This is a genomic window from Pseudoalteromonas sp. TAE79 (assembly GCF_000498015.1).
GTDB lineage: Bacteria > Pseudomonadota > Gammaproteobacteria > Enterobacterales > Alteromonadaceae > Pseudoalteromonas.
This window is the reverse complement of the sequence record NZ_AUTL01000221.1, coordinates 72,297-95,758: the sequence shown is the minus strand read 5'-3', so window position 1 is coordinate 95,758 and position 23,462 is coordinate 72,297. Positions and strand designations below refer to the sequence as shown.

The following is a 23,462-nucleotide window of genomic DNA, read 5'->3' as shown; positions in this document are numbered from 1 at the left end:
TTATTTTCACACAGCAGCACGGGTTCACAAAGAATAATTTACTTACAACATCCTTTAACTTATCCTTTGCACCAAATTAGTATTAAATACATACAACAACACTGAATATGACAAACCAACTACCGCAAAAACCTGAAAAACCAAAATCTGATGAATGTTGTGGTGGTGGCAGTTGCTGCCCCTGCGTGTGGGATGAATATAAAGAAAAATTAGCAACTTGGCGATGCGCACAAAACATTGAAAACCCCACCAAAAAGAAACAAATAAATAACATTTAAATACTGATAACGCATTAATTTTCCTCTCAACAACCCTATTTTCACTTATTTAGTTCATTTTAGCTTTACTTTGCACCATTGTTGCATTTTTTCTTAAATTGAATCTTTTTGTTATCAAATGGTTAATTAGTAATTGCCCTTCCAGTTTTTTACCTATAGTCTGTAAATAGGACTTCACAAAAAGTAAGCTTAATTGATTAGGCTTTTGAGCTAAACCCTCAAACTTATGTGAAACAAAAAATTAAGTAAAAAATAAATGATGTGAAATTAGCATCAAAAATAAGAATTATTCTAACTGGGGAAAATTAGAATGAAATTAAAAAATAATGCGCTAAACCAAGCAATCAAATTTGCTTTAGCTACAACCACTGCAGGGTTGTTTTTTTCGGGTTCTGCTATTGCAGCAGACGAGCAACAGCAAACTAAAGTAAATAAAAACGTAGAGAAAATTGCCGTAGTAGGTACGCGTTCAGCTCCTCGTTCAATAGGTGACTCACCGGTTCCAATCGACATTATTGGCGGCGAAGAGCTTGAAAAGTCAGGTAACACTGACATGCTTGAACTTTTAAAAGGTGCAGTACCATCGTTTAACGTACACCAAAACCCTATCAGTGATGCGGCTTCTCTTGTTCGTCCAGCTAACTTACGTGGTTTACCGTCAGACAGCACATTGGTTCTTTTAAACGGCAAACGTCGTCACCGTGCTTCTGTAATCGCATTTTTAGGCGGTGGTATTAACGATGGCGCGCAAGGCGCAGATATTTCAGTTATTCCAAGCATTGCGATTAAACAAGTAGAAGTACTTCGCGATGGCGCGGCTGCGCAGTATGGTTCTGATGCAATCGCCGGTGTAATGAATTTCCAACTAAAAGACGCTTCAGAAGGTGGTAAATTAGAAATCCGCCATGGTCAATTTTATGAAGGTGATGGCGATACAACACAAGTGTCGGGTAACGTAGGTTTACCGTTTACCGACAATGGTTTTGCTAATTTAAGCTTTCAATATAAAACAGCTGATGCAACAAGTCGTTCAGTTCAACGTGCCGATGCCGCAGCACTTTCAGCTGCAGGTGTGCCTGATGTATCTTCTCTTGCACAAGTATGGGGCGCACCAGAAGTAGATGACGATATTACTATTTTTGGTAATGTGGGTTTAGAGCTAACAAACGACTCTGAATTTTACATGTTTGGTAACTACTCTGAACGTGATGTACGTGGCGGTTTTTATTACCGTAACCCGCAAACACGTTCTGGTGTTTACTCAAATGATGGTGGCGAAACATTACTTGTTGCCGACACAACACCTGATATGAGCGCTAACTGTCCAACTATCACAATAACAGACGGCAATGTACTAGATGATCCTGCTTACATAAATGGTGTAGCAAACAACCCAGATTGTTTTGCCTTTAATGAGATGCTTCTAGGTGGTTTTACACCTAACTTTGGCGGTAACATTACTGATACTTCTTTAACTATTGGTACTAAAGGTCGATTCACTGGTGGCTTCTTAAAAGATACTTACTATGACTTAAGCGGCACTGTAGGTTTAAATGAATCACGTTACTTTATTTACGACACGGTTAATGCCTCTTTAGGTGCAGATACGCCACGTGACTTTAGCCCAGGTAAATACGAACAGCTAGAGAAAAACTTTAACTTTGATTTATCAAAGGGTGTCGACTTTGGTTTAGCATATGATGTAAACATTGCCGGTGGTTTTGAATGGCATGAAGAAACATTCACTATCGTCTCTGGTGATGAAGAATCTTACACTGCAGGCCCTTTAACAGCACAAGGTTTTGGTATTGGCTCTAACGGCTTTCCTGGTTTTAAACCATCACAAGCAGGTGAATTTTCTCGCCGTAACTATGCAGCATATGTTGATGTTGAAGCACCGTTTACTGAAGACTTCTTAATGGGCGTAGCACTTCGATTTGAAGACTACGACAGCTTTGGCACTACCACTAACTACAAAGTAATGGCTCAATACCATTTAACTGAAGATTTAAATATTCGTGGCTCTGTAAGCAGTGGTTTCCGTGCACCAACGGTTGGTCAAGCTAACGTAAGTAATGTACAAACAAGTTTAGATGGCGGTGTATTACAAGATTCAGCGCTTCTTCCACCAACAAACCCAATTGCAGTGCAATTAGGTGGTACAGAGCTTGAGCCGGAAGAATCACAAAGTTATACGCTTGGTGCTGTATACACAATTGGCGAATTATTTTTAACGCTTGATTACTACAACATCCAAGTAGATGACCGTATTAGCCAATCAGATAAAATCAACTTAAGCCAAGCAGACAAAGATACCCTTGCAGCAGCAGGAGTACCTAATGTACAAGGTCTTGCTCAGGTAAGCTTTTTTACAAACGACTTTGACACAACAACACAAGGTATCGATTTAGTTGCAAACTATACAGCTGAATTAATGGGCGGTAGCTCTACATTTAGCCTTGCATATAACTGGAATGATACTGAAGTAACTAAATTTAGTGAAATTACAGGTGCGTTTAAAGTTAAGCGTTTAGAAGAAGATTTACCTAATCATCGTGCAACGTTCACATTGTCTCAACAATGGGAATCAGTTTCTGCATTTGCTCGTGCAAACTACTACGGCGAATACCAAGGTGTTCACGTTGATTATGATGCAACAGCTAAAACAGCAGATGCTGCAGTCACTATTGATGCTGAAGTAACTTACTTCTTAAATGAATCAGTTAGCTTCTCAGTAGGTGCTCAAAACTTATTCGACCAAGATGCTGAAAAACTTGATTTTGCAGATGCAACGGGCATCCCTAATAACAACTGGGGTGGTCAGTTCTACGAAACATCTCCGTTTGGTATTAACGGTGGCTTTTACTACGCTAAAGCAACATATACTTTTTAAACTATTTTCATGAAGAACCAAAGGCGAAATGTTAAAGACATTTCGCCTTTTTAATTTTATAGTTAATAAAAATAATAATGAACAATACCAATTGCATTGAATAAGTGTTCTATTATAGCGCTCAGAAAATAGCGTAATAACAAGGCGAAAACTATGATATATAGTTGCTCTATATGAATAATTTTTAACGCAGTGAGTACGCTATTTAATGCGATAGAATGATTATTTTTTTAATAAAATTGGTATAACTATGCTACTTGAAAAAGCCAACCAACTACTGCAACAAAATAAACTCAAAGAAGCTGAGTTTCATTTTAAAACGCTATTAAATAGTAACCCTGAAAATGGTGAGGCTTTATTTGGCTTAGGCAGAATTGCCTTACGACTAGAACGTTACGACGCTGCTGTATACCTACTCCAAAAAGCCTGTGAGCGCTTGCCTCATATGCTTGAACCATTACATGCCCTTGCTGATGCATTTAACGGTGTTCATTCGCCAAACGATGCACTAACGGTGCTTGAATACGCAAAAAAATTAGCAAGTCATAACCCAGAGCCTCATTATTACTTAGCACAGCACTATTTAACACATGGCGAGTTAGATAAAGCTCATACAACCTTTGCTCATGCACTCAGTATTGGGGTATACCCTGTAACAGCTTATATTTTATTTGAACTTGTGCAGTTAGGTCGCTTTGATAATGAGCATAATTATGTAAGTAATTTGCACCACTTATTAACTCAAACGAGTAATTTACGTTTAAAAATGGTGTGTTACTACGCATTAGCAAACAGTTACGATGCACTTGAGGATACCGAGCAAGCATTTAATTATTTTATATTGGCGAATAAATTACAAAAAAAATTAAGTGAATTTAACACTAAAGATTTAACCCCTTTTTACGATGAAATAATAAAATACAACACCGAGGAGTTTATAGCCTCTGCCGATAAAAAGTTTACGGGTAATATCACGCCTGTATTTATTATTGGCATGCCTCGTAGTGGTTCTACCCTTGTGGAGCAAATGCTGGCAAGCCATAGTCAGTTTTCGAGCCTAGGAGAGAGCACGAGTATTAGTAATAACGCAGTTGCTTTTATCGAACAAAAAACGGGAGTGACTTACCCGCAATGTTTAGCATATTTAACGCCGGATTTAATCAAAAAAGTCCGCGAGCTGTATATTACAACATTAAAAACAGCATCGCCCATCAGACCTTTTATAATAAATAAACTGCCGAGTAATTATCAGTCGCTCGGACTTATATATATTCTATTTCCAAATGCTAAATTTATAAATTTAAGTCGTGATTTTAATGCCACCGCATTTTCTATCTTCACTAATTACTTTGCTGAAAACGAGCCTTACTTTTGCTCACTACCTGAGTTTAAGCTTTATCATAAGTTGTATGAAAAATTGATGAGCCATTGGCACTCTTTTAAAGAGATGCCAATTTATGATGTCAGTTACGAAGATTTAGTGAGTAACCCAAAAGAGCAGCTAACGCAGTTACTTGGTTTTTTAAACTGTAGTTTTGAAGAGCGCTGCTTAGCATTTTATAAACAAAAAACACCGGTAACGACCTTGAGTAAACATGCTATTCGCCAACCTATTAATAACGCCGCAATCGCTAAGTGGGAGCGTTACAAAACACCTCTTTTAAAGTTACTTGATGAGAATTAATTAATCGGATGTGCTTTAAACCAATTAAGTAAATCTTTAAATTGATCATCACGCGCACTTGGGTGGGTAAGCATATTAATATGATCGTAATCAAAATTATGCCCGTGTTTACGACCGTAAATTTGCATTTGTTGAATGCCTAGCCCCGATTCGTCCATAAATTTTTGAATATCGATTGGTTGCGCTAATGCTTTATCTTTTACCGCAGCAATATGAAGCGTTGGCGGTAAATGCAGGTTGTTTAGCGCTTTTGCATAATCAAAATTATCATCAGAATCTATCCATGGCTTCTTTTTAGCCCATTGCATACTTTGATAATGCGACTTTTGAGTTTCGTTATCGCTTCCCCACTTATAACCTTTAGCATTTAAATAGCCGTGTTTTTTAGCAAGTAAAGGTGCCATAAAATACCAAATTAAATTGGCTTGTAATAATTTTTGAGGATGATTATTAAATAAAGAACGCTTAGAGCCAAAATACACACACGCTTTTACATCATTAATATATTCTGGAAAACGTGCAAACGCGCTGTTCATCAATACCCCGCCCCAAGAGTGAGCGACCCAGTAGTCAGGCTTCTTGCCTTCAATCAACTCTATTTGCTTAATAAAGGCAGGAATGTCTTCTAGGATAGACTCAGTTTGTCCATATTCGGACTCGCTCGAAATAATTGGCTTACTATCACCTCGTCCACGTAAATCAGCCACATAACATCTATACCCATGCTCAGCCAAAAAAGGGGCAAGCCCTTTATTAGAATGGGTGTAAAAAATTTTACCGTTTTCTATTGCTCCATGCATAAAAAATACGATGGGCCCTTGCTGATCTTCATCGCTAATACGGCGTAAATGAAGAGTTTGCTGAGAGTCTAAATCAACTATTATTGATTGCTGAGAAATTGCCACAGTTATTCCTTTTTATTATTTTCAACTCATCCTACCAGCAATATTAAATATACCAAAGGAAATGTCTGCACTTTACTCATCAGCATTTGTTACAATCACCACATCATATCTGTTGTTAAAATGAAGCCATGAAAGAAAATAAAGCACGTTCAAAATTACACCCTCGTAACCTACATAAAAATGGGTACGACTTCGATTTATTAACAACAGAGCACCCTGCTCTACTGCCCTTTGTTATAACCACACCTGCAGGTACTAAAAGTATTGATTTTAGTGATAACAAAGCCGTTAAAACACTAAATCAAGCTCTTTTAAAAGCACATTATAATATTGATTTTTGGGATATTCCCGAGCACAACTTATGTCCACCTATACCTGGGCGTGTTGACTACATTCATTACTTAGCCGACTTATTAAGTGATGATAATCAACAACAAATACCTTTAGGTAAGCAAATTAAAGTACTTGATATTGGTACTGGCGCTAATTTAGTTTACCCGCTTACTGGTACAAGTGAATATAAGTGGCATTTTACAGGGACTGATATTGATGCAACCTCAGTAAAAATAGCAAAGCAAATTGCTCAGTTTAATGGTTTAAAAATAACCCTAAAACAACAAAAAAACGCATCACATATTTTTAAAGGCGTTATAAATCAAAAAGATTTATTCCATTTAACACTTTGTAATCCTCCGTTTCATGCCAGTGAAGAAGAAGCGACTAAAGGTAGTGAACGTAAATGGAAAAACTTAGGCAAAACACCAAGTAACGCGCTTAACTTTGGTGGCCATAATAATGAATTATGGTGCGAAGGCGGTGAAGTACAGTTTATCTCTAATATGATTAAAGAAAGCGAAGACTTTGCAGAGCAAGTACTGTGGTTTACGTCGTTAGTATCCAAAAAAGATAATATTGCAGCCCTTGAAAAAGTATTAAAAGCCCACCCGATAGCACAATATAAAATAGTTGATATGGCACAAGGTCAAAAAATTAGCCGCTTTATTGCATGGAGCTACTTTGATAAAGAAACCCGCGAGCAAATTTGTAGCGAGCTTGATTAATACCAATTTTATTAAAAACAATAAAAAGGATAAGGCAATCATGATAGATTTTCGCTCTGATACAGTTACAAAACCAACAAAAGAAATGCGCGATATTATGTGCAGCGCACCGGTTGGTGATGATGTATATGGTGATGATGAAAGCGTTAACCAACTAGAAGCTTATGCGTGTAAGCGTTTTAACTTTGAAGCCGCACTTTATTGTAGCTCAGGTACACAAGCCAACTTACTTGCAATAATGGCGCATTGTGAGCGAGGTGACGAATACATTTGTGGCCAAAATGCGCATAACTATAAGTTTGAGGGCGGCGGTGCAGCTGTTTTAGGGTCTGTGCAACCACAGCCTATCGAAAACGATGCTGATGGCAGTATACCTTTTAGTAAAATATCGGCGGCTATAAAACCAGACGATTGCCATTTTGCAAAAACGCGATTGCTTAGTTTAGAAAATACCATTGGCGGAAAGGTGCTGCCTCTTGAGTACTTAGCCCAAGCTCGTGACTTTGTTAACACACATAATTTAGCGCTGCACTTAGACGGCGCACGTGCATTTAATGCCGCAGTTGAGCTAAATGTTGATATCACTGAAATTACAAAACACTTTGATTCAGTTTCTATTTGTTTATCTAAAGGCTTGGGAGCGCCCGTAGGCTCTTTATTATTAGGCTCACCAGCACTTATTAATAAAGCAAGACGATGGAGAAAAGTACTTGGTGGCGGTTTGCGTCAAGCCGGAATGCTTGCAGCCGCTGGGCAGTTTGCACTTGAGCACAATGTAGAGCGCTTAAAAGACGATCATGCAAATGCACGTTATTTGGCTCAACAATTAAGTGAAATCAGTGGCTTTACTGTCGATATGAGTAACACCACTAATATGGTTTACGCAACATACACTAACAGTATAAACATTGAAGAGGTTGCTGAGGCACTTAAACAACAAGGTATATTATTTAGCCCAAGCAAGCAGCTTAGGCTAGTAACGCATTTAGATATTACGCGCGAAGATATTGATACATTTTTAAATGCTTTGTCGGCCCATATTTAACGCGGCTTTATAATGTTTGCGGCATACCGAAACATATCGGTCATTGCCGCCAATTTCTACTTGGTTACCATCGGCAATTGCTTCACCATTTTCATCGGTACGAAGTACATGGTTAGCTTTACGCCCGCAGTGGCATACAGTTTTAAGCTCAACTAACTTATCAGCCCACGCAAGTAAGTATTGCGACCCTATAAATAGCTCGCCTCTAAAGTCATTACGCAGGCCATAACACAATACCGGTATACCAAGTTCATCAACCACATCGGTTAATTGCATTACTTGTTCTTTTGATAAAAATTGACACTCGTCAACTAATACACAATGGCGTTTTTTATCATTGTTGAGTGATTGAATAAGATCAAAAACATCTTTGCTAGCATCAAATACATGCGCATCAGCTTGCAAGCCAATACGAGACGATACTTTACCCACGCCTTGTCTATCATCAATGGCCGCAGTAAGGATGACAGGTTCCATGCCACGTTCTTTATAGTTAAATGCAGATTGTAATAACGTGGTTGATTTACCTGCGTTCATTGCAGAGTAGTAAAAGTATAATTGAGCCATTGCGGTGCCATTTTATAAAAAGTGCGCTTATGCTACCTTAATATTAAATTAATACCAATTTACAAACGCGAATTTAATGAGGTTATTTAGGTGGTTGTAAGTATTTAATATACACAGGTGCACTTTCAAATTTTGATAACCATTGCCACATTTGCAAGCTTAGAGTGCTATTTTCTTCGTAGAATTTAGGAAAAAATAAGGTAACCATGGCTGGTTTCGTACGGTGGGTAGATAGGTTTAACATTTTTACTTTTATAAGGGTAACTCGACACTTTTAAGCCATCTACTTGGCATAGATCGACACTTGCCTGCACCACGCCCTTATCTAGCAACTCAAAAGCTTTGCTTTTAGAGAACGTATTATGAATAAAAAATGGTTCTTCTTTCAACGCGCTATTTAGTCCATAGCCATTAGGAATAGCTATCGTAAATGCTTTATTTTGAAATACTTCGCGAGTCTCCCATTCCTTATGAAATTTATAACGCCCTATAAGGCAGCTGCCAAATTCACTTACTGCGTAGTCATCTTGTAACTTACCTTGCTCATCAACAGGGTAAACAGCAACGTTTTCTCGCCCTTTGCGGTAACTTGCAATAACAGCATTAACTCGATTAAATTCTAAATCGTTTAAGCATCTACGCCATGGCTTTCTAACAAATGATATTGCTACATTGGGCAATGCTAAATCAAGTTTTTGAAGTATTTCGATTGATGCACCAGGTTTATCTGTTGGTATATTTTGGCCATCACCTAAAAACATAGGAGCTATATTTTTGTCTTCGTAACAAAACACGAGACTTTGCGGCTTGCTAAACGCAGTAGCGGTAAACATTAAACTGGCAATAAAAAAGTACACTAAGCTATTAATACGCATAATAATTTTTATTAGTTGATTATTTAAATTATAGGTTGAGTTAAGCAGACTGGCTATATTTTATCAATTAATTTACATTAATCCTTCGTGTTTCAGCAACCAAAGTTTCCTATCAAGCCCACCAGCATAGCCCGTTAACTTTGCATTTGCGCCAATAATTCGGTGGCAAGGCACTATAATACTAATCGGATTTTTACCATTCGCAGCACCTACTGCCCTCACTGCTTTTGGATTATTGAGTTGGTTTGCAATATAGCCGTATGTTTGCGACTTTCCAAAAGGTACCGTTAATAGTGCTTGCCATACGCTTTGTTGAAATACCGTACCATTTGTATCAAGTGGTACATCAAAAGTAGTACGTTTTTTTGCAAAGTACTCATTTAACTGCGCAGCACAAATAAGCACCGCCTTGTTAGCGACTTGCTCAAATGGCGTATGAAGGTGCTCAACTGGAGGATAAAACCCAACGTAACTCACTCCTTTATCTGTCGCTTGAATAATTATGTCGTCTATAGGGCTCGAAATGGATGTTTGAATGATCATTATAATTGCTGCCAAAGTTGAAAAGTTAAGTAAGAGCGAAAAGGAGCGCTGTTAGCAGGTACGAAAGGGTTTGCCGCCGCTTGAGCTTTTTTAACACCTAAGTCGCCATCAAGTAATATATCGGGCTGGCTTTGCCCTCGCAACTTTGCATAATTTACCGTCCAAGGACCAATTCCCTTTAAATTAAGCCATTCGTCTAAATCGTCATTTTCAGGATTTAGTGCACAAAACTGGGCTAAGTTGTGTAGCGCATTTTTGCGTGCTTGTGGCATTTTAAAAAATGCAAAATCACTATTAGCAACAATTTTAGCCGTAGGAAAATAAACGGCATCGCCCTCTTTTTCGCCTAATTCGTCAACTAACTTTGTTACTAAATTATGCGCCGCAGTAACACTCACTTGTTGTCCGAGTACCGCCCTTATACCGGCTTCAAAACTTGACCAAATCCCTAGAAGTCTGAGCCCTTCACACACTGTAAACGCATTGTTTATATTGGCGCTTAAATGCGTTTCAATTAAATTAATATCAACATCTAAATCAAGCACACGGCGTATATTATTTATAACAGGTTGTAAGTACACCGTATTGTCTATATTGATAGATACACTAAAGTGATTTTTACTCGCTATAAATTCAGCGGTAAAGCTTCCTTTATATTCCTCACTTGCAAAAGTACGTCCGTAGCTCGTTTGTGTTATCCACTCCATTGGTTTTATCAAGCGCCTTTGTAAAAAGCTCTGCAAAGCAGGCCAATTATAAGGCGGCCTAAATGGCAGGGTTAAAATGAGTGTTGACGTTGGTTTTTTATCGCCACTGCGCAGCTTTGAGGGAGCTATATTTAACTGCTGTAAAAAAGCATCATTAAAACGCCTAATACTTTTAAAGCCAGCGGCAAATGCTATTTCGGTAAGGGGTAAATGTGTTTCTTGAATCAGTTTTTTAGCAAAGTGGCATTGGTTAAATAATCGATATTGCGTAATCGACACGCCAAAATACTGCTTAAACAACTGCCTTAAATAACGACTACTTACGCCTAAACGAGCTGCTAATTTTTCGCAGTCGTGCTCGTCATTTTGATCTATTAACTGTTTTGCTCTAAGTGCCGTCGTTTTTGTACCCTGCCATGCTGCGCTGCCTGGGGCACTATCGGGCCTGCAACGAATACAGGGCCTAAAACCATCTTGCGCCGCGTTATGGGCAAACTGATAATAAGCAACGTTTTTTTCGTGAGCCGTTGGTGCAGGGCAAATTGGTCTGCAATAAATACCGGTACTTTTTACCGCTACGTAAAAAAGCCCGTCAAAACGAGGATCGCGACTCTGACGTGCTTTTTGCCAATGTGAAGTGTCCATAAACGGCTCTATAAATTAATCTAATAGAGCCTAGCTTATAGAAAATAAACTGTATTACTAGNTAGCCATATTCGGCACTCAACTTACTGCGGCTAGGTAGCGTTTTTCAACTTCAGTCCAATTAATTACATTATAAAAAGCAGCAATATAGTCAGGACGCTTATTTTGATACTTCAAATAGTAGGCATGCTCCCATACATCAAGTCCCAAAATAGGGGTATTTCCCTGCATTAAAGGGCAATCTTGATTAGCACTATTTTCTACAATCAACTTTTTATCTGGGGTCACACATAGCCACGCCCAACCACTGCCAAATTGACTAATTGCAACAGCAGTAAATTCCTCTTTAAACTTATCAAAACTGCCAAACTGTTCATTTATTGCCTGAGCTACACTACCTTCAGGTTCACCTCCTCCTTGAGGGCTCATTACTTGCCAAAATAAGCTGTGATTAAAATGCCCTCCTACATGCTCTTGTACTGCTTTTTGTAAATTACTAGGCAGACTGTTTATTCCCTTAAGTAATTTTTCAGCATTTGCGGTTGCATAAACAGTATCTGCTAAAGCAGCATTGGCTTTATTGATATACGTTTGATGATGCAATGTGTGGTGAATATGCATTGTTTTACCATCAATATGAGGCTCAAGCGCATCGTACTCATAGTTAAGTGCAGGCAAAGTAAAAGCCATAAATACTCCTTTTTCTTTTAAATTAGTGCAGTTGATTGTTTGTAGTGCTCTCTGAGCATAAGCAAAAATTCACTTGCTCTATTAGCTCAGGTAAAAAATGATAGCGTCTTGCAAATAATACAAGTTCAGAGGACGTTTTAGTGTAATGATGCTTACTCACTTTTTGTATATCGTAATGAGTATGCTTAATTAGCGAACAGAGTGTTAAGTGTACTTCGCATAGCCATTTGCATGCATTTTCTGGCTGCTGCATAGCTATATAGGTATCAGCTAAATTATGCGACGCAACAACAAGTGCGGGTATACAATGCTCAATAGCATAAATGGCATTGTTATTAATCTGAGCATATAAAAACTGCTGAAGAAGATGATCTGCAAGTGTTTTAGCTAATAAGTATTTATCGCGGGCTTCGAGAAGTGCACCTTGTTCAAATGCATAATTACCTTGCATTATATTCGACTGCCAAGGGCTTAATGCTTGATCAAGACAAAGTAAATCTGAGTGGGATTGTTTTTGACCTGAGATCATATAATCATCTGCACGTTTATTTATGGGCGTGTAGTTAACTTACACACCCACAAAACTAAATGCAAATGATTTTCATTAACTATTTAGCGAAGTCTAGTAATTCCTGCCCTGTTAAGCGATATATAATCCATTCGTTTTGCGGCTTTGCACCAATGCTATTGTAAAAATCGATAGCGGGTTTATTCCAATCAAGCACTACCCATTCAAAACGACCACAGTTATTACTAATCGCCTTATTAGCTAAGTGCTTCATAATGGCTTTGCCTGCACCATTGCCACGGCTATCTGGGCTTACGTATAAATCTTCAAGGTATAGGCCATTTTTACCTAACCATGTAGAGTAATTATAAAAATAGACCGCAAAACCAATTGGCTCATCACCTTCTAAACAAATTATGCTGTGCGCAGTAGCACCTTCACTAAACAGAGTATCTAAAATAGCCTGTTCATCGGTTTTTACCGCATCCGGTTCTTTTTCGTATATGGCAAGTTCGGTAATAAAGTGCAAAATTGTTTTTGCGTCACTTGGTTTTGCATCACGTATTATAACGGGTTGGCTCATTGTATTTTTACCTTAAATATACTGCTCTAATTTATCTTTTAAAATATCTAATTGAATAGGTTTACTCAAATAATCATCCATTCCAGCTGTAATACAACGCTCTTTATCGGAGTCCATTGCATTAGCGGTGATAGCAATAATTCTAATATTTTTGTGCTGTTCACCCGCTAATCCTTTGCGAATAGCCGCGGTTGAAGCAAAACCATCCATAACAGGCATTTGGCAATCCATAAGTACTAACTTAAAGAACCCTGAATCGTGAGCTTTTAATATATCAATTGCCAGTTGACCATTCCCGGCAATTGTAACGTCACAATTAAGCTTTTTGAGCATTAATGTAGCCACTTGCCGATTAATTGGATTATCTTCTACAAGTAATATTTGGGTAGGTTCCTGCACCTTTTCTTTTTTAAGAGAGGAAATATAGCCTGAAGTAACAAGTGGGAGTGTCTCATCTGAATCATTACTTGTTATGACTGACAGTGCAGAAATTAAATCAGCGGTGGTTACAGGTTTGGGGAAATATGCCTGAAAGCCTGCATTAGAATAGCGCTGCGCACCTTCCATACCAGCAATACTGGTCATCATTACAAGTGGCATTGATTTATAATGTTCATGTGCTTTTAGTGCTTTACACAGCTCTATACCATCCATTCCTGGCATTTGCATATCAAGCACTGCAATGTCATACATGCAATTGTTACTTTTATACTGCTGCGCGCACATATCAAGAGCTTCGCGTGCGTCACATGCAAGCGCAACTTTAGCGCCCCAATGTTCAAGCTGCTGTGAAATTACAATTCGATTTGTTTCGTTATCATCAACAACTAAAACTGTTAATTCTTTCATATTAATATTAGGAATATAACGCTCTTTTTGATCTCCCGATGTTAGCATTATAGAGGCAGTAAAAGTGCTTCCTTTACCTGCTTCGCTAGTGACAGAAATAGCTCCTCCCATTAACTCGCAAAGCTGCTTACAGATGGCAAGCCCTAAGCCACTGCCCCCGTACTCACGCGTTGTTGATGCATCTACTTGAGAAAACGGAGTAAATAATTGCTGTTGTTTGTCTTCACTTATTCCTATGCCTGAGTCTTTTACACTTACAACAAATTCTAAACCTTGAACCATTTTATTAATTTTCGCACTTACCACAACCTCGCCTTTAGCCGTAAACTTAACGGCGTTACTCAGTAAATTAGTAAGCACTTGGCGAATTCGCCCGGGGTCACCACATAATTGCGAAGGCTCCAAGGCTAACAAATCTAAAATTATTTCAATGCCTTTGTCTTGAGCAGTAAATGCTTGCGCGGCGGCAACTTCGCCAATTAAATCTCGTCCATTAAAGTTAATTTCTTCAAGTTCGATTTTACCAGCCTCGGCTTTAGAAAAATCTAAAATATCGTTAATTACGGCTAATAAAGAATGTGCGCTTGTTTTGGCAATGTCTACTTTTGTCTCTATTGACTTAGGTAATGATTCTAATTGAACAAGCTCTAGCATACCGAGCACACCATTCATTGGCGTTCTTATTTCGTGGCTCATAGTTGCTAAGAATTGACTCTTAGCAAGCGCTGCATCTTCAGCTTTAACAAGCGCTACTTTTAACTCCTCACTGATTACTTTACGCTGCTGAGAAACTAAAGAGCTTCCCACTAAAGTAGCTAATGATCGAAGATACGTTTCTTCGCTTTGCGTCCAATTGTGGTGCTCGCCTACCGTTTCAGCACACAAAATACCTAAATTACCATCGCCAGTTGCTATCACTGCATCAAGCATCGATTTAATATTTAGTGGTTTTGCATACGCTTCTATAAAATCAGCAGTTGCTGGGTGCGTATAAACATCATCAATAGCTACTAAGTTTTGCTTATAAATGGCGTTATAATATTCAGGGTAGTCTTTAGCAGTTAAAACAGCATTTGTATCTACAAAACCTTGCCCTTTAATGTATAAACCATGACATGTCATCACATCTCTTTTATCGTTAAAAATCCATACCGAAGCGCGAGTAATATCTAGCACTTCACACATAGATTTAACTGCTAACTTTTTAACTTGTTCTACATTACTGTTTTGTACTTCAGGGGCAACAGTAAGTGCGGCTAAATTTTTGTTATACCTGTTTGTTTTTTCGCTTTCGAGTTCAAGTCGCTTATGCGCATCAATACTTTGAAACGAGCCAAAAACACGTACGCATTTTCCATCTCTAAGCTCTGCTTGGCCCATTGATTTAACCCAACGCTCCTGCCCCGAATAAGTTAAAATAATAAGCTCAACACTCCAACTTTCACCTAAAGTCACAGCGCATTCAAACAAGGTACTTATAGTGTCTCGGTGTATTCCTGGTTTATAAAAATCAATTGCGGTATCTATGCTAGGCTCATAACCCTCTGGTACCTCATGAATAACTTTAACTTCATCAGACCAATAAAGCGTATGCGCCTCTAAGTCAATTTCCCATGCGCCAATCTGACCTTGCTTACTCATTGATTCGAGTAAATTTTGCTGACGATTTATTTCTAATTGAGTGTTATAACGATCCGTAATATCTAAAATAAACCCATCTAAATACAATATGTTGCCATCATCTGCGTAAATCGCTTGGCCTTTTTCGTTTACCCAATGCAAGGAACCATCGCGGGCTGTAATTCTATACTCAACAGACCATGGCTGCTTGGCGCCGACACAGCTTAATATTTCAGCTTTTATTTTTGTAGAATCGTCTTTGCATATTAAATCAAAAAAGTTAATGGCTTCGCTATGTATCAACTCATCAGGCGAATAGCCTGTTATTTCACTCGCTTGGTCGCTCATATAAAGCATGCTTAATTTGTCATCAAATTTACATCGATAAATAATGCCCGGTATATTTGATACTAAAGATGCAAACCTATCTCGACTTCCTTGCAATTCATGCTGTGTAGATTTTTGATCAGATATGTCTAAATGCGTACCTATCATACGTTTTGGAGAGCCATCGGTATTCCACTCAACTATTTTTGCAGTATCGAGAACCCAAATCCAATCTCCATTTTTATGCTTCATGCGGGCTTCGCTAACATAATAGTCAGTCTCGCCGGCAAAATACGCTTTAAGTTTTCTCTCCGATATAGCTAAATCATCAGGGTGAGCAAATGTATACCAAGTATCTATAGTGCATGGTTCAAGCTCGCTGAGTTTGTAACCTATAATCTCGGCCCAGCGATTATTAAATGTCACTTTTTTAGAATCGATATACCAATCCCAAATACCCACGGCTGTTGAGTCAATCACTAGTTGTAACTGTGTTTTGTGCTGTTCAAGCTCTAGCTCTTGTAATTTAAGTGCTGAAATGTCAGTACGAATAGCAATATAGTTTTGTGGTTTACCGTTTTCATCTAAAAATGGCACGATGGTCGTATCTACCCAATAAAAATCACCATTTTTAGCTTTGTTACATATTTGCCCGTTCCATATGTCGCCATGTTTAAGGGTTTTATACATATTTTTAAAAAATTCTTTTTCGTGTTTTCCTGAATTTAAAAGGCGATGGTTTTGACCTATTAATTCGTGTTCATCGTAGCCACTAATCTCACAAAATTTCTTATTTACAAAAGTGATGGTGCCATGCAAATCAGTTACAGCAACAATAGCGTGTTCATCTAATGCACTTTTTTGCTCGGCTAACTGTTTTAATGCAATTTGAAGTGCAGAGCGTTGTTTTTGTAATATACTTTGTTGCTCTGCTTTTACGTCCACTAACTTACGAAGACCTAATGAAAGCTGATTAAACTCTATACTGTCGTTTATTATTGGAACTTTAACCAAATCGCCTTTTGTAATATTTTCAACAATTTTAGCTAAGTTAATTAAAGGCTGAGAAAGCCGGCGACCAAACCACCAAGACAGCGTTAATATAAGCAATAACGCCCCCGTATTAGTCAATACAGCAAGCTGCTTATAATAATTGGCGCCTTGTAGTGCGACTTCTTTTGGTTTTGATACGAGTAGCTGCCAGCCAGATTCATTTAAAAACTCTAATGAATTAATATACCCATATAAAGTGACTTCATTCTTATCACTATAAGTAAAAACACGTTGTGTTGGTGATCCGTTTTGAGAGAAAAATAGTGGTTGGGTATCGTCTGAATTATTACTTTTTTGAATTTTATTTTTGTACATAACATAAAATGTTATGTCTTTATTAGCAGCGTGTATTTTACTTAAATTATTTAATAAGCCGTTTAAATTTATATCTGCGATCAATATTGTTTGTAACTTATTTTCATCATTTAATACTGGCAAGCCAATAATATGATAGTCGCGCCCTGAGGCAGTCATTGACCGAAACTGAATCTTGCCTGTATTTTTAATACCTGTGCGTATGTCGTCAAAGCGCTGCTCTTTAATAACATCAAAAAAAGGTGATAAAGGTCGTGAGTTAACAAGGTTTATATCTATAAGCTCTACATGATTAACGAAGTCATACTGCTCAACAAATTGATTTATTAATTTTTGTTTTTTAGCAGAGCTAATATCAAGTTGTGACCTAAGCAAATATAAATCTTTAACATGGTCTGCAAACCAAATATCAGCAAATTGCTTGCCTATATTATTAAGCTCGTTAAGTTCGGTGTCTGCATTTTGTTTAAGGGTGCGATTTACGTGTTCAAGACTAAACCACGTAAGTATACAAAGTGGCACTAAAGCTATAATTATAAAGGTTATAATTAACTTACTTCGAACAGATTGTCCTTTACCTGTTAATTCACCAAAGTTTAAACCTTTGTCCATGCTTAATACCCAGCAGCTTTTAATCATTTAATATTACTTACATTAATGCACTAAATATATAAAGACGCAAGTTTTGAGCCGTAAACTCCTTAAAAACTCGACATTTAGCGCGACAAACTTAAATTTACGCATTTAAGAAAATACGCCTTTATCATTAACTTAAAATTACGTTCATGTACGCGACAACTTCTGTAGCTGTTTTAAACCACCCATGATATAATCAATATTCAGTCAATGTATTTGAAGGGATTATGGCAATGGCGCACGATCATTCACATAGTCATGTAGACGAAAACCAAAGTAATAAGCAGCTCACCGTTGCAGTTTTTATTAATGTATTACTAACCATAGCCCAAGTTATTGGTGGGTTATTTTCGGGCAGTTTGTCACTTATAGCAGATGCACTTCACAACTTAAGTGATGCCGCCGCTATATTTATAGCCTTGATTGCACGAAAAATCGGTAATAAACCAGCTGATGACACTCATCACTTTGGCTATAAACGCGCTGAAATACTCGCCACTCTTTTTAATAGCAGTACACTAATAATAATTGGTGTGTATTTAATTTTTGAATCAATTTCGAGTTATTTAAACCCTCAACCAATTAATGGTTGGATAGTTGTGTGGGTGGCCGCAATAGCGTTAGTGATTGATTTAGCAACAGCGTATTTAACCTATCGAGCTGGTGCAAATCACAGTATAAATATAAAAGCAGCCTTCATTCATAACGTATCAGATGCAATGGCATCTATTGTGGTAATCATTGCTGGCACCTTAATTATTTTATATCAATGGTATATTGTTGATTTAATCGCCACTGTACTTATTTCTATGTATGTAATTTATCATGGCATTTTACTTTTAAAACAAAGCTGCAAAGTTTTAATGCAAGCAGCGCCTGACAATATCGACACACACGCAATATCGGATGCTATTAGTAGTAAATTTAATATCGAATCGGTAACCAGTATTAAGCTTTGGCAATTAGACGATAAAGAAAGCTACTGCGAGCTTATTATTAGCACTCAGCAAGCGATTAATTTGCAAGCCATAAAAATATTCTTACACGATAATTATAATATCGAAAATTGCATAATAGAAATCCAACCAAATACACAACTATTTAATTGAAAACAGCTCGTATTATCATTTACAATATTAGCATTAACTCATAATGAGATACCGTTTTTGAAAATTTGGTTACGTAGAATTCATTTAGGCCTTGCCCTTATTAGCGGACTATTTTTATTAATAGTGAGCTTAACCGGTGCTGTTATGATTTATGCAAAAGACATTCAGCACTTAATAGAACCCGCAAAATGGCAAGTAGCACCACAAGCTACTTTTATGCATTACGATGAGCTTATACAAAATGTACAAACTCAAACTAAGCAAAAAATTACTTTTTTTATGCCAGAGCAAGCACCGGACGCCGCATGGCAGTTTAGGTTAGCTAATAAACACTACGCTAGTGTTAATCCCTATTCAGGGAGTGTACTAAACGTCTATGAATCAACCGATACTATTTATGGGTTTGCCCAAGGCTTACATCGCTGGCTGTTGTTTGAAAATAGTAAGGGTGAAAAAACCTTTCGAAATTGGATGTCGGTATGTGCATTGCTACTTTTAATAAATGTATTACTGGGCTTTTACTTATGGGTAAAACCAAAAAACAGAGTTAAACGTTTAGCTATAAAACCAAAAGCCAAATTTAGAGTGCTCATGTATCAATTTCATACAGTGCTTGGTGTTTACTTTTTTATACCGCTTATACTGATTGCATTTACTGGTATGGCATTTAACTGGAAAACACAAACTCAATCTGTATTAGAATTTGTAACGTTTAACAAAGTAGAGCAAAGACCTAAAGCGCCAAAAATAATCCCCCTTTCTCAAGCTGTTTTAAATTATAACGAAGCAATAAAAAATGCCGAGAGCGTATTCCCTGATGGCAAAACATATAGAATTTACTTGCCTAAAAAAGATGACGAAGCAATTGCACTGAGAATGCAAAACCCTGGCGAAAGCCATGCTTACAGCTGGGTTTGGACTAACCCATTTACTGGTAAAGTATTAAACTCATTTGACGCCAGTAAAACCAACTTCACAACACAAGCATGGAACTTTAAGTATAAATTTCACATTGGTGATTTTGCAGGTCCTATAGTGCAGTTTTTATGGTTATTAATAGCCCTTTCACTCGCATTTTTTATTGTAAGCGGTGTATATTTTTGGTTAAAACGCCATAAATGGAAATAAATCTCATTAACACTTGTGTCGTTAGTTGATAATAATTACCATTACGTAAATTGTTATCAACTAAGACACCCCATGTTAAAAACTTCGCTTTGCCTTATTGCTATTGCAATAAGTACTAACACGTTAGCAAATGAAAATAATAAAAATGAATACACTTCTGATCAGTTAGAGCATGTCATTGTATCTGGCAGCCGCATATCAGAGAACATTGACGAAGTACCTGCCTCGATTACCGTTATTAATCAGCAACAAATACAACAGCATTTAAAAGTAAGCTCAGAACTGGGAAGTTTACTCGCGCAAATGGTTCCTGGCCTTGCCCCAGATACTGGCAGTTCAAGTAATTCAGGACAAACACTACGCGGCCGTGCGCCATTAATAATGATTGATGGTGTACCGCAATCAACACCTCTTCGTAATGGTTCTTTAGGCGTAAAAACGCTTGATGCAAGTGCCATAGCGCGCATTGAAGTCATAAAAGGCGCAACGTCTATTTATGGTAATGGTGCCTCAGGTGGCATTATTAACTACATAACAAAACAGGCTCGCAGTGATGGTAAACCGGAAGGTGAAATAAGTATTTCAAGCCGCTTTAGCGCTGTTAAATTAGCAGAAAGTNGGTAGAGTATCAGCCGCAGTAAACGGTAAGCTCGACCAACTAAGCTACCTGCTAACGGCAAGCTATGAAGAAAACGGCGTACAACGCGATGCAGAGGGCGATATTTTAGGCTTGCAATATGGTTTATCAGACTCTGAAACTCAAAACTATTTTACCAAACTAACTTATGATTTTGACGACGAAAAGCAACTGCAGTTTAGCTATAACTTTTACAGCTCACAGCAAAAAACTGATTTAGGCGATGTTACTGGCGATGGCAATATAGGGGAGAAAACATACGCTATACACGTCCCCTTAGAGCTTCAAAAACAAGGTAAGCCGCAAGGCCCAGAAGGCAACGAAAATATAACCCTAAAATATGTTGATTACGCGCTGTTTGAAAACACACAAATGACCCTCGATCTGTATAAACAAAATATAGAAAACGTATTCTTTTTCTCAACCGCTTTAGCCAACCTTGATGAAGGTTATAGCGGTGGTCAATCGGTTATTAAATCAGACAAGCAAGGTGCCAGAGCTACATTTAATAGTCAGTTTGATTTTGAAAACGTAACAGCCACCCTAATCTACGGTATTGATGCCTTAAACGATAAAACATCGCAACCTTTAGTAGATGGCCGTGTGTGGGTGCCAGAAATGGACATGGAAAGTGTGGCTGGCTTTTTACAAACCAAATGGGTAATAAACGACGACATTATTGTAAAAGCGGGTGTAAGAAAAGAAAGCATTGATTTGAGCGTAAGTGACTACCAAACGCTAAAACTTTGCAAAACCGCATCGCAATGTTCAGTACCATTAAATGTGCGTGGCGACACCATTAATTACGATGCAACAACTTATAACGCCGGTATTAAATATAACTTAACAGATGCCTTTAGCCCGTTTTTTAGCTACTCACAGGGCTCTGATATTTCTGATATTGGTCGCTTACTTCGTGCTGCAACCGTTGACGACATTGCACTTATTCAAACACAAGCCTCAATAATCGACAATTACGAAGTTGGTTTTACCTCACAGTTTGAAAACGTACGTTTTGAATTTGCTCTTTACAGAAGTACCTCAGAGCTTGGTACAAGTAATGAGTATAATGAAGTAACAGGAGTTTACGAACCTGTGCGTGCGCCACAAGAAATATGGGGTTACGAAGGGTTAGTTAATTACACTATTACCCAAGATCTTAAATTAAGCGCAACGTACAGCTATGTTGAAGGTAAAAATACCGAGGCCGATGACTATTTAGGGGCAAGCCAAATTAGCCCACCTAAAGCAACAGCGAATGTAACGTGGCAAACAAATGACGAGCTATCTCTTGCAATGAGCTTTTTATATGTAGGCAACAGAAAGCGTTTTGATAAAAATGCGCAAGGCCAATACTCTGGCGATCAGGGCCCTGTTAGTAGCTACAACACATTTAACTTAAGTGGCCAGTACAATGTTAACGCCAGCTGGAGTGGCTATTTTGGTATCGAAAACCTGTTCAATAGCGATTACTACCCTGCCCGCGCACAATCTTACACTTACGGCGGCTATAACATCAAAGGATTAGGCACAACGGCTACCCTAGGTGCTAAATACCAGTTTTAATTAGTAATATACTCAATAAATAGGCATCATCAGCATGCCTATTTATTTAAAAAATAATATGAAATGCAGTCTCTCAACTTATTGTTTATAAATACCTCTAGTAATCATTCTCAGATACTAATACAAATAAAAAACTGTCCACAAACCAAGCAGTAACGCAAACTTAAATAAGAATCAAAACCAATAGTAAAGCAATGATTTTTATAGAGAAAACTTGCAATATAGGCTATATGTACTACACTGCATACAATTGAAATAGTTGAGGCGATTTATCATGAAAGGTAATCAAAAAGTAATCGATGCGTTTAATACATTGTTAGCTAACGAATTAGCAGCAATCGATCAGTATTTTATACACTCGCGCATGTATGACGACTGGGGTTTAAACAAACTATACGAGCGCCTTAACCACGAAATGGAAGAAGAAAAAGATCACGCAGACTGGCTTATTAAGCGCATCTTGTTTTTAGAAGGTGTACCAAATATGACTAAGCGCCGTGATTTACTTATCGGTAACGATGTAAAAAGCATGATGCAAAACGATTTAACACTAGAGCTTGAAGTAGTTGCGTGTGTTAAAGACGTCATCGCAATATGTGAAGAACAACAAGATTATCAATCTCGTAGCATTTTAGAAAAGCTGTTATTTGATACCGAAGAAGATCATGTTTACTGGTTAGAGCAACAACTTGGTCTAATTGATAAAATTGGTTCTGAAAATTATCATCAAGCACAAATGGCTTAGTAGGAGCATATTATGAAAGGCGATAAAGACGTTATTGCAGCGCTTAATAAAGTACTCGCTAATGAGCTTGTTGGTATTAACCAATACTTTTTACATGCACGTATGTTTAAAGATTTTGGCTTTACACAGCTTGATAAAGCAGACTACAAAGTATCAATTCAAAAAATGAAAAACGCTGATCGTTTAATTGAACGTATTTTGTTTTTAGAAGGCTTACCAAATCTTCAAGACCTAGGCCGATTACGTATTGGTGAAAACAGCGAAGAAATGATTGCTGCTAACATGAGTTTTGAACTCGATACTATTGATGAGTTACGTAGCGCAGTTAAACTGGCTGAAAGTAAAAAAGATTACATTACCCGTGAAGCCCTTGATCACATTTTAAATGAACAAGAAGAGCAAATTGATTGGTTAGAAACCCAACAATTACTTATTAAAAATACGGGTATCAAAAACTACTTACAGTCTCAACTGTAAATAGTAACAAGCATAA

18 protein-coding genes and 1 pseudogene are annotated in these 23,462 nt (G+C 37.7%); 10 read left to right on the top strand and 9 right to left on the bottom strand.

From position 1 onward, the window contains the following. The first annotated feature begins 107 nt into the window (after positions 1–107). The 3 genes from L655_RS1000000126765 (at position 108) to L655_RS0117120 (ending at position 4,855) form a co-directional block, all read left to right on the top strand. Positions 108–278, top strand: coding sequence for an oxidoreductase-like domain-containing protein (locus tag L655_RS1000000126765; protein ID WP_010553991.1), 171 nt, complete (start codon positions 108–110; stop codon positions 276–278). Between the two features lie 310 nt (positions 279–588). After that, positions 589–3,171, top strand: a complete 2,583-nt coding sequence (locus L655_RS0117125) for a TonB-dependent receptor (protein ID WP_024605691.1) — start codon at positions 589–591, stop codon at positions 3,169–3,171. A 250-nt stretch (positions 3,172–3,421) separates the two neighbouring features. Beyond that, complete coding sequence (locus L655_RS0117120; RefSeq protein ID WP_024605690.1) at positions 3,422–4,855, top strand: sulfotransferase; 1,434 nt, start codon at positions 3,422–3,424, stop codon at positions 4,853–4,855. Here L655_RS0117120 and L655_RS0117115 read toward each other — a convergent pair. Continuing rightward, positions 4,852–5,760, bottom strand: coding sequence for an alpha/beta hydrolase (locus L655_RS0117115; protein WP_024605689.1), 909 nt, complete (start codon positions 5,758–5,760; stop codon positions 4,852–4,854). The two genes, L655_RS0117120 and L655_RS0117115, sit on opposite strands and share 4 nt — an antisense overlap. A gap of 128 nt (positions 5,761–5,888) precedes the next feature. Here L655_RS0117115 and rlmF point away from each other — a divergent pair, with 128 nt between their 5' ends. Next, positions 5,889–6,821 (top strand): 23S rRNA (adenine(1618)-N(6))-methyltransferase RlmF, encoded by a 933-nt coding sequence (gene rlmF / locus L655_RS0117110; RefSeq protein WP_024605688.1) that lies wholly within the window; start codon positions 5,889–5,891, stop codon positions 6,819–6,821. A 40-nt stretch (positions 6,822–6,861) separates the two neighbouring features. Next, positions 6,862–7,866, top strand: coding sequence for a low-specificity L-threonine aldolase (ltaE, locus tag L655_RS0117105; RefSeq protein WP_024605687.1), 1,005 nt, complete (start codon positions 6,862–6,864; stop codon positions 7,864–7,866). On the opposite strand, the gene L655_RS0117100 is transcribed toward ltaE, so the two are convergent. From L655_RS0117100 to L655_RS0117065, 8 genes are all read right to left on the bottom strand, one after another. Then, positions 7,840–8,433: a thymidine kinase gene (locus L655_RS0117100; protein WP_007582344.1), complete on the bottom strand. Its 594-nt coding sequence runs from the start codon at positions 8,431–8,433 to the stop codon at positions 7,840–7,842. The genes ltaE and L655_RS0117100 overlap by 27 nt on opposite strands. Before the next feature lie 185 nt (positions 8,434–8,618). Further along, a complete protein-coding gene (locus L655_RS01000000125805; RefSeq protein ID WP_240917420.1) occupies positions 8,619–9,308 on the bottom strand; it encodes an amino acid ABC transporter substrate-binding protein in 690 nt (229 codons plus the stop codon). Between the two features lie 72 nt (positions 9,309–9,380). Beyond that, the gene (locus L655_RS0117090) at positions 9,381–9,851 is read right to left on the bottom strand and encodes a methylated-DNA--[protein]-cysteine S-methyltransferase (protein WP_024605686.1); all 471 of its coding nucleotides are present in this window, start codon (positions 9,849–9,851) and stop codon (positions 9,381–9,383) included. Continuing rightward, on the bottom strand, positions 9,851–11,203 hold the full coding sequence (locus L655_RS0117085; protein ID WP_024605685.1) for an AlkA N-terminal domain-containing protein: 1,353 nt from the start codon (positions 11,201–11,203) through the stop codon (positions 9,851–9,853). Before L655_RS0117085 ends, L655_RS0117090 begins: the two co-directional genes overlap by 1 nt. A gap of 78 nt (positions 11,204–11,281) precedes the next feature. After that, positions 11,282–11,893 (bottom strand): superoxide dismutase, encoded by a 612-nt coding sequence (locus L655_RS0117080; RefSeq protein WP_024605684.1) that lies wholly within the window; start codon positions 11,891–11,893, stop codon positions 11,282–11,284. A gap of 22 nt (positions 11,894–11,915) precedes the next feature. Next, positions 11,916–12,422, bottom strand: coding sequence for a hypothetical protein (locus L655_RS0117075; protein WP_024605683.1), 507 nt, complete (start codon positions 12,420–12,422; stop codon positions 11,916–11,918). 79 nt (positions 12,423–12,501) lie between these two features. Beyond that, positions 12,502–12,984: a GNAT family N-acetyltransferase gene (locus L655_RS0117070; protein WP_024593105.1), complete on the bottom strand. Its 483-nt coding sequence runs from the start codon at positions 12,982–12,984 to the stop codon at positions 12,502–12,504. A 12-nt stretch (positions 12,985–12,996) separates the two neighbouring features. Further along, on the bottom strand, positions 12,997–17,760 hold the full coding sequence (locus L655_RS0117065; protein WP_024605682.1) for a PAS domain-containing protein: 4,764 nt from the start codon (positions 17,758–17,760) through the stop codon (positions 12,997–12,999). A gap of 257 nt (positions 17,761–18,017) precedes the next feature. Between L655_RS0117065 and L655_RS0117060 the strand changes: the two genes are divergently transcribed. The 5 genes and pseudogenes from L655_RS0117060 to bfr (L655_RS0117040) all read left to right on the top strand — a co-directional run bounded on the left by L655_RS0117060 (position 18,018) and on the right by bfr (L655_RS0117040) (position 23,446). Further along, the gene (locus tag L655_RS0117060; protein ID WP_024600553.1) at positions 18,018–18,893 is read left to right on the top strand and encodes a cation diffusion facilitator family transporter; all 876 of its coding nucleotides are present in this window, start codon (positions 18,018–18,020) and stop codon (positions 18,891–18,893) included. A 57-nt stretch (positions 18,894–18,950) separates the two neighbouring features. Then, a complete protein-coding gene (locus L655_RS0117055) occupies positions 18,951–20,021 on the top strand; it encodes a PepSY-associated TM helix domain-containing protein (RefSeq protein WP_024605681.1) in 1,071 nt (356 codons plus the stop codon). 72 nt (positions 20,022–20,093) lie between these two features. Beyond that, positions 20,094–22,224: pseudogene (locus L655_RS01000000125800) on the top strand (TonB-dependent receptor). Between the two features lie 274 nt (positions 22,225–22,498). After that, positions 22,499–22,969: a bacterioferritin gene (gene bfr, locus L655_RS0117045; RefSeq protein WP_002958985.1), complete on the top strand. Its 471-nt coding sequence runs from the start codon at positions 22,499–22,501 to the stop codon at positions 22,967–22,969. 12 nt (positions 22,970–22,981) lie between these two features. Further along, positions 22,982–23,446 carry a bacterioferritin gene (gene bfr, locus L655_RS0117040; RefSeq protein ID WP_002958984.1) on the top strand — a complete coding sequence of 155 codons (465 nt, stop codon included), beginning with the start codon at positions 22,982–22,984 and terminating at the stop codon, positions 23,444–23,446. Positions 23,447–23,462: the final 16 nt, after the last annotated feature.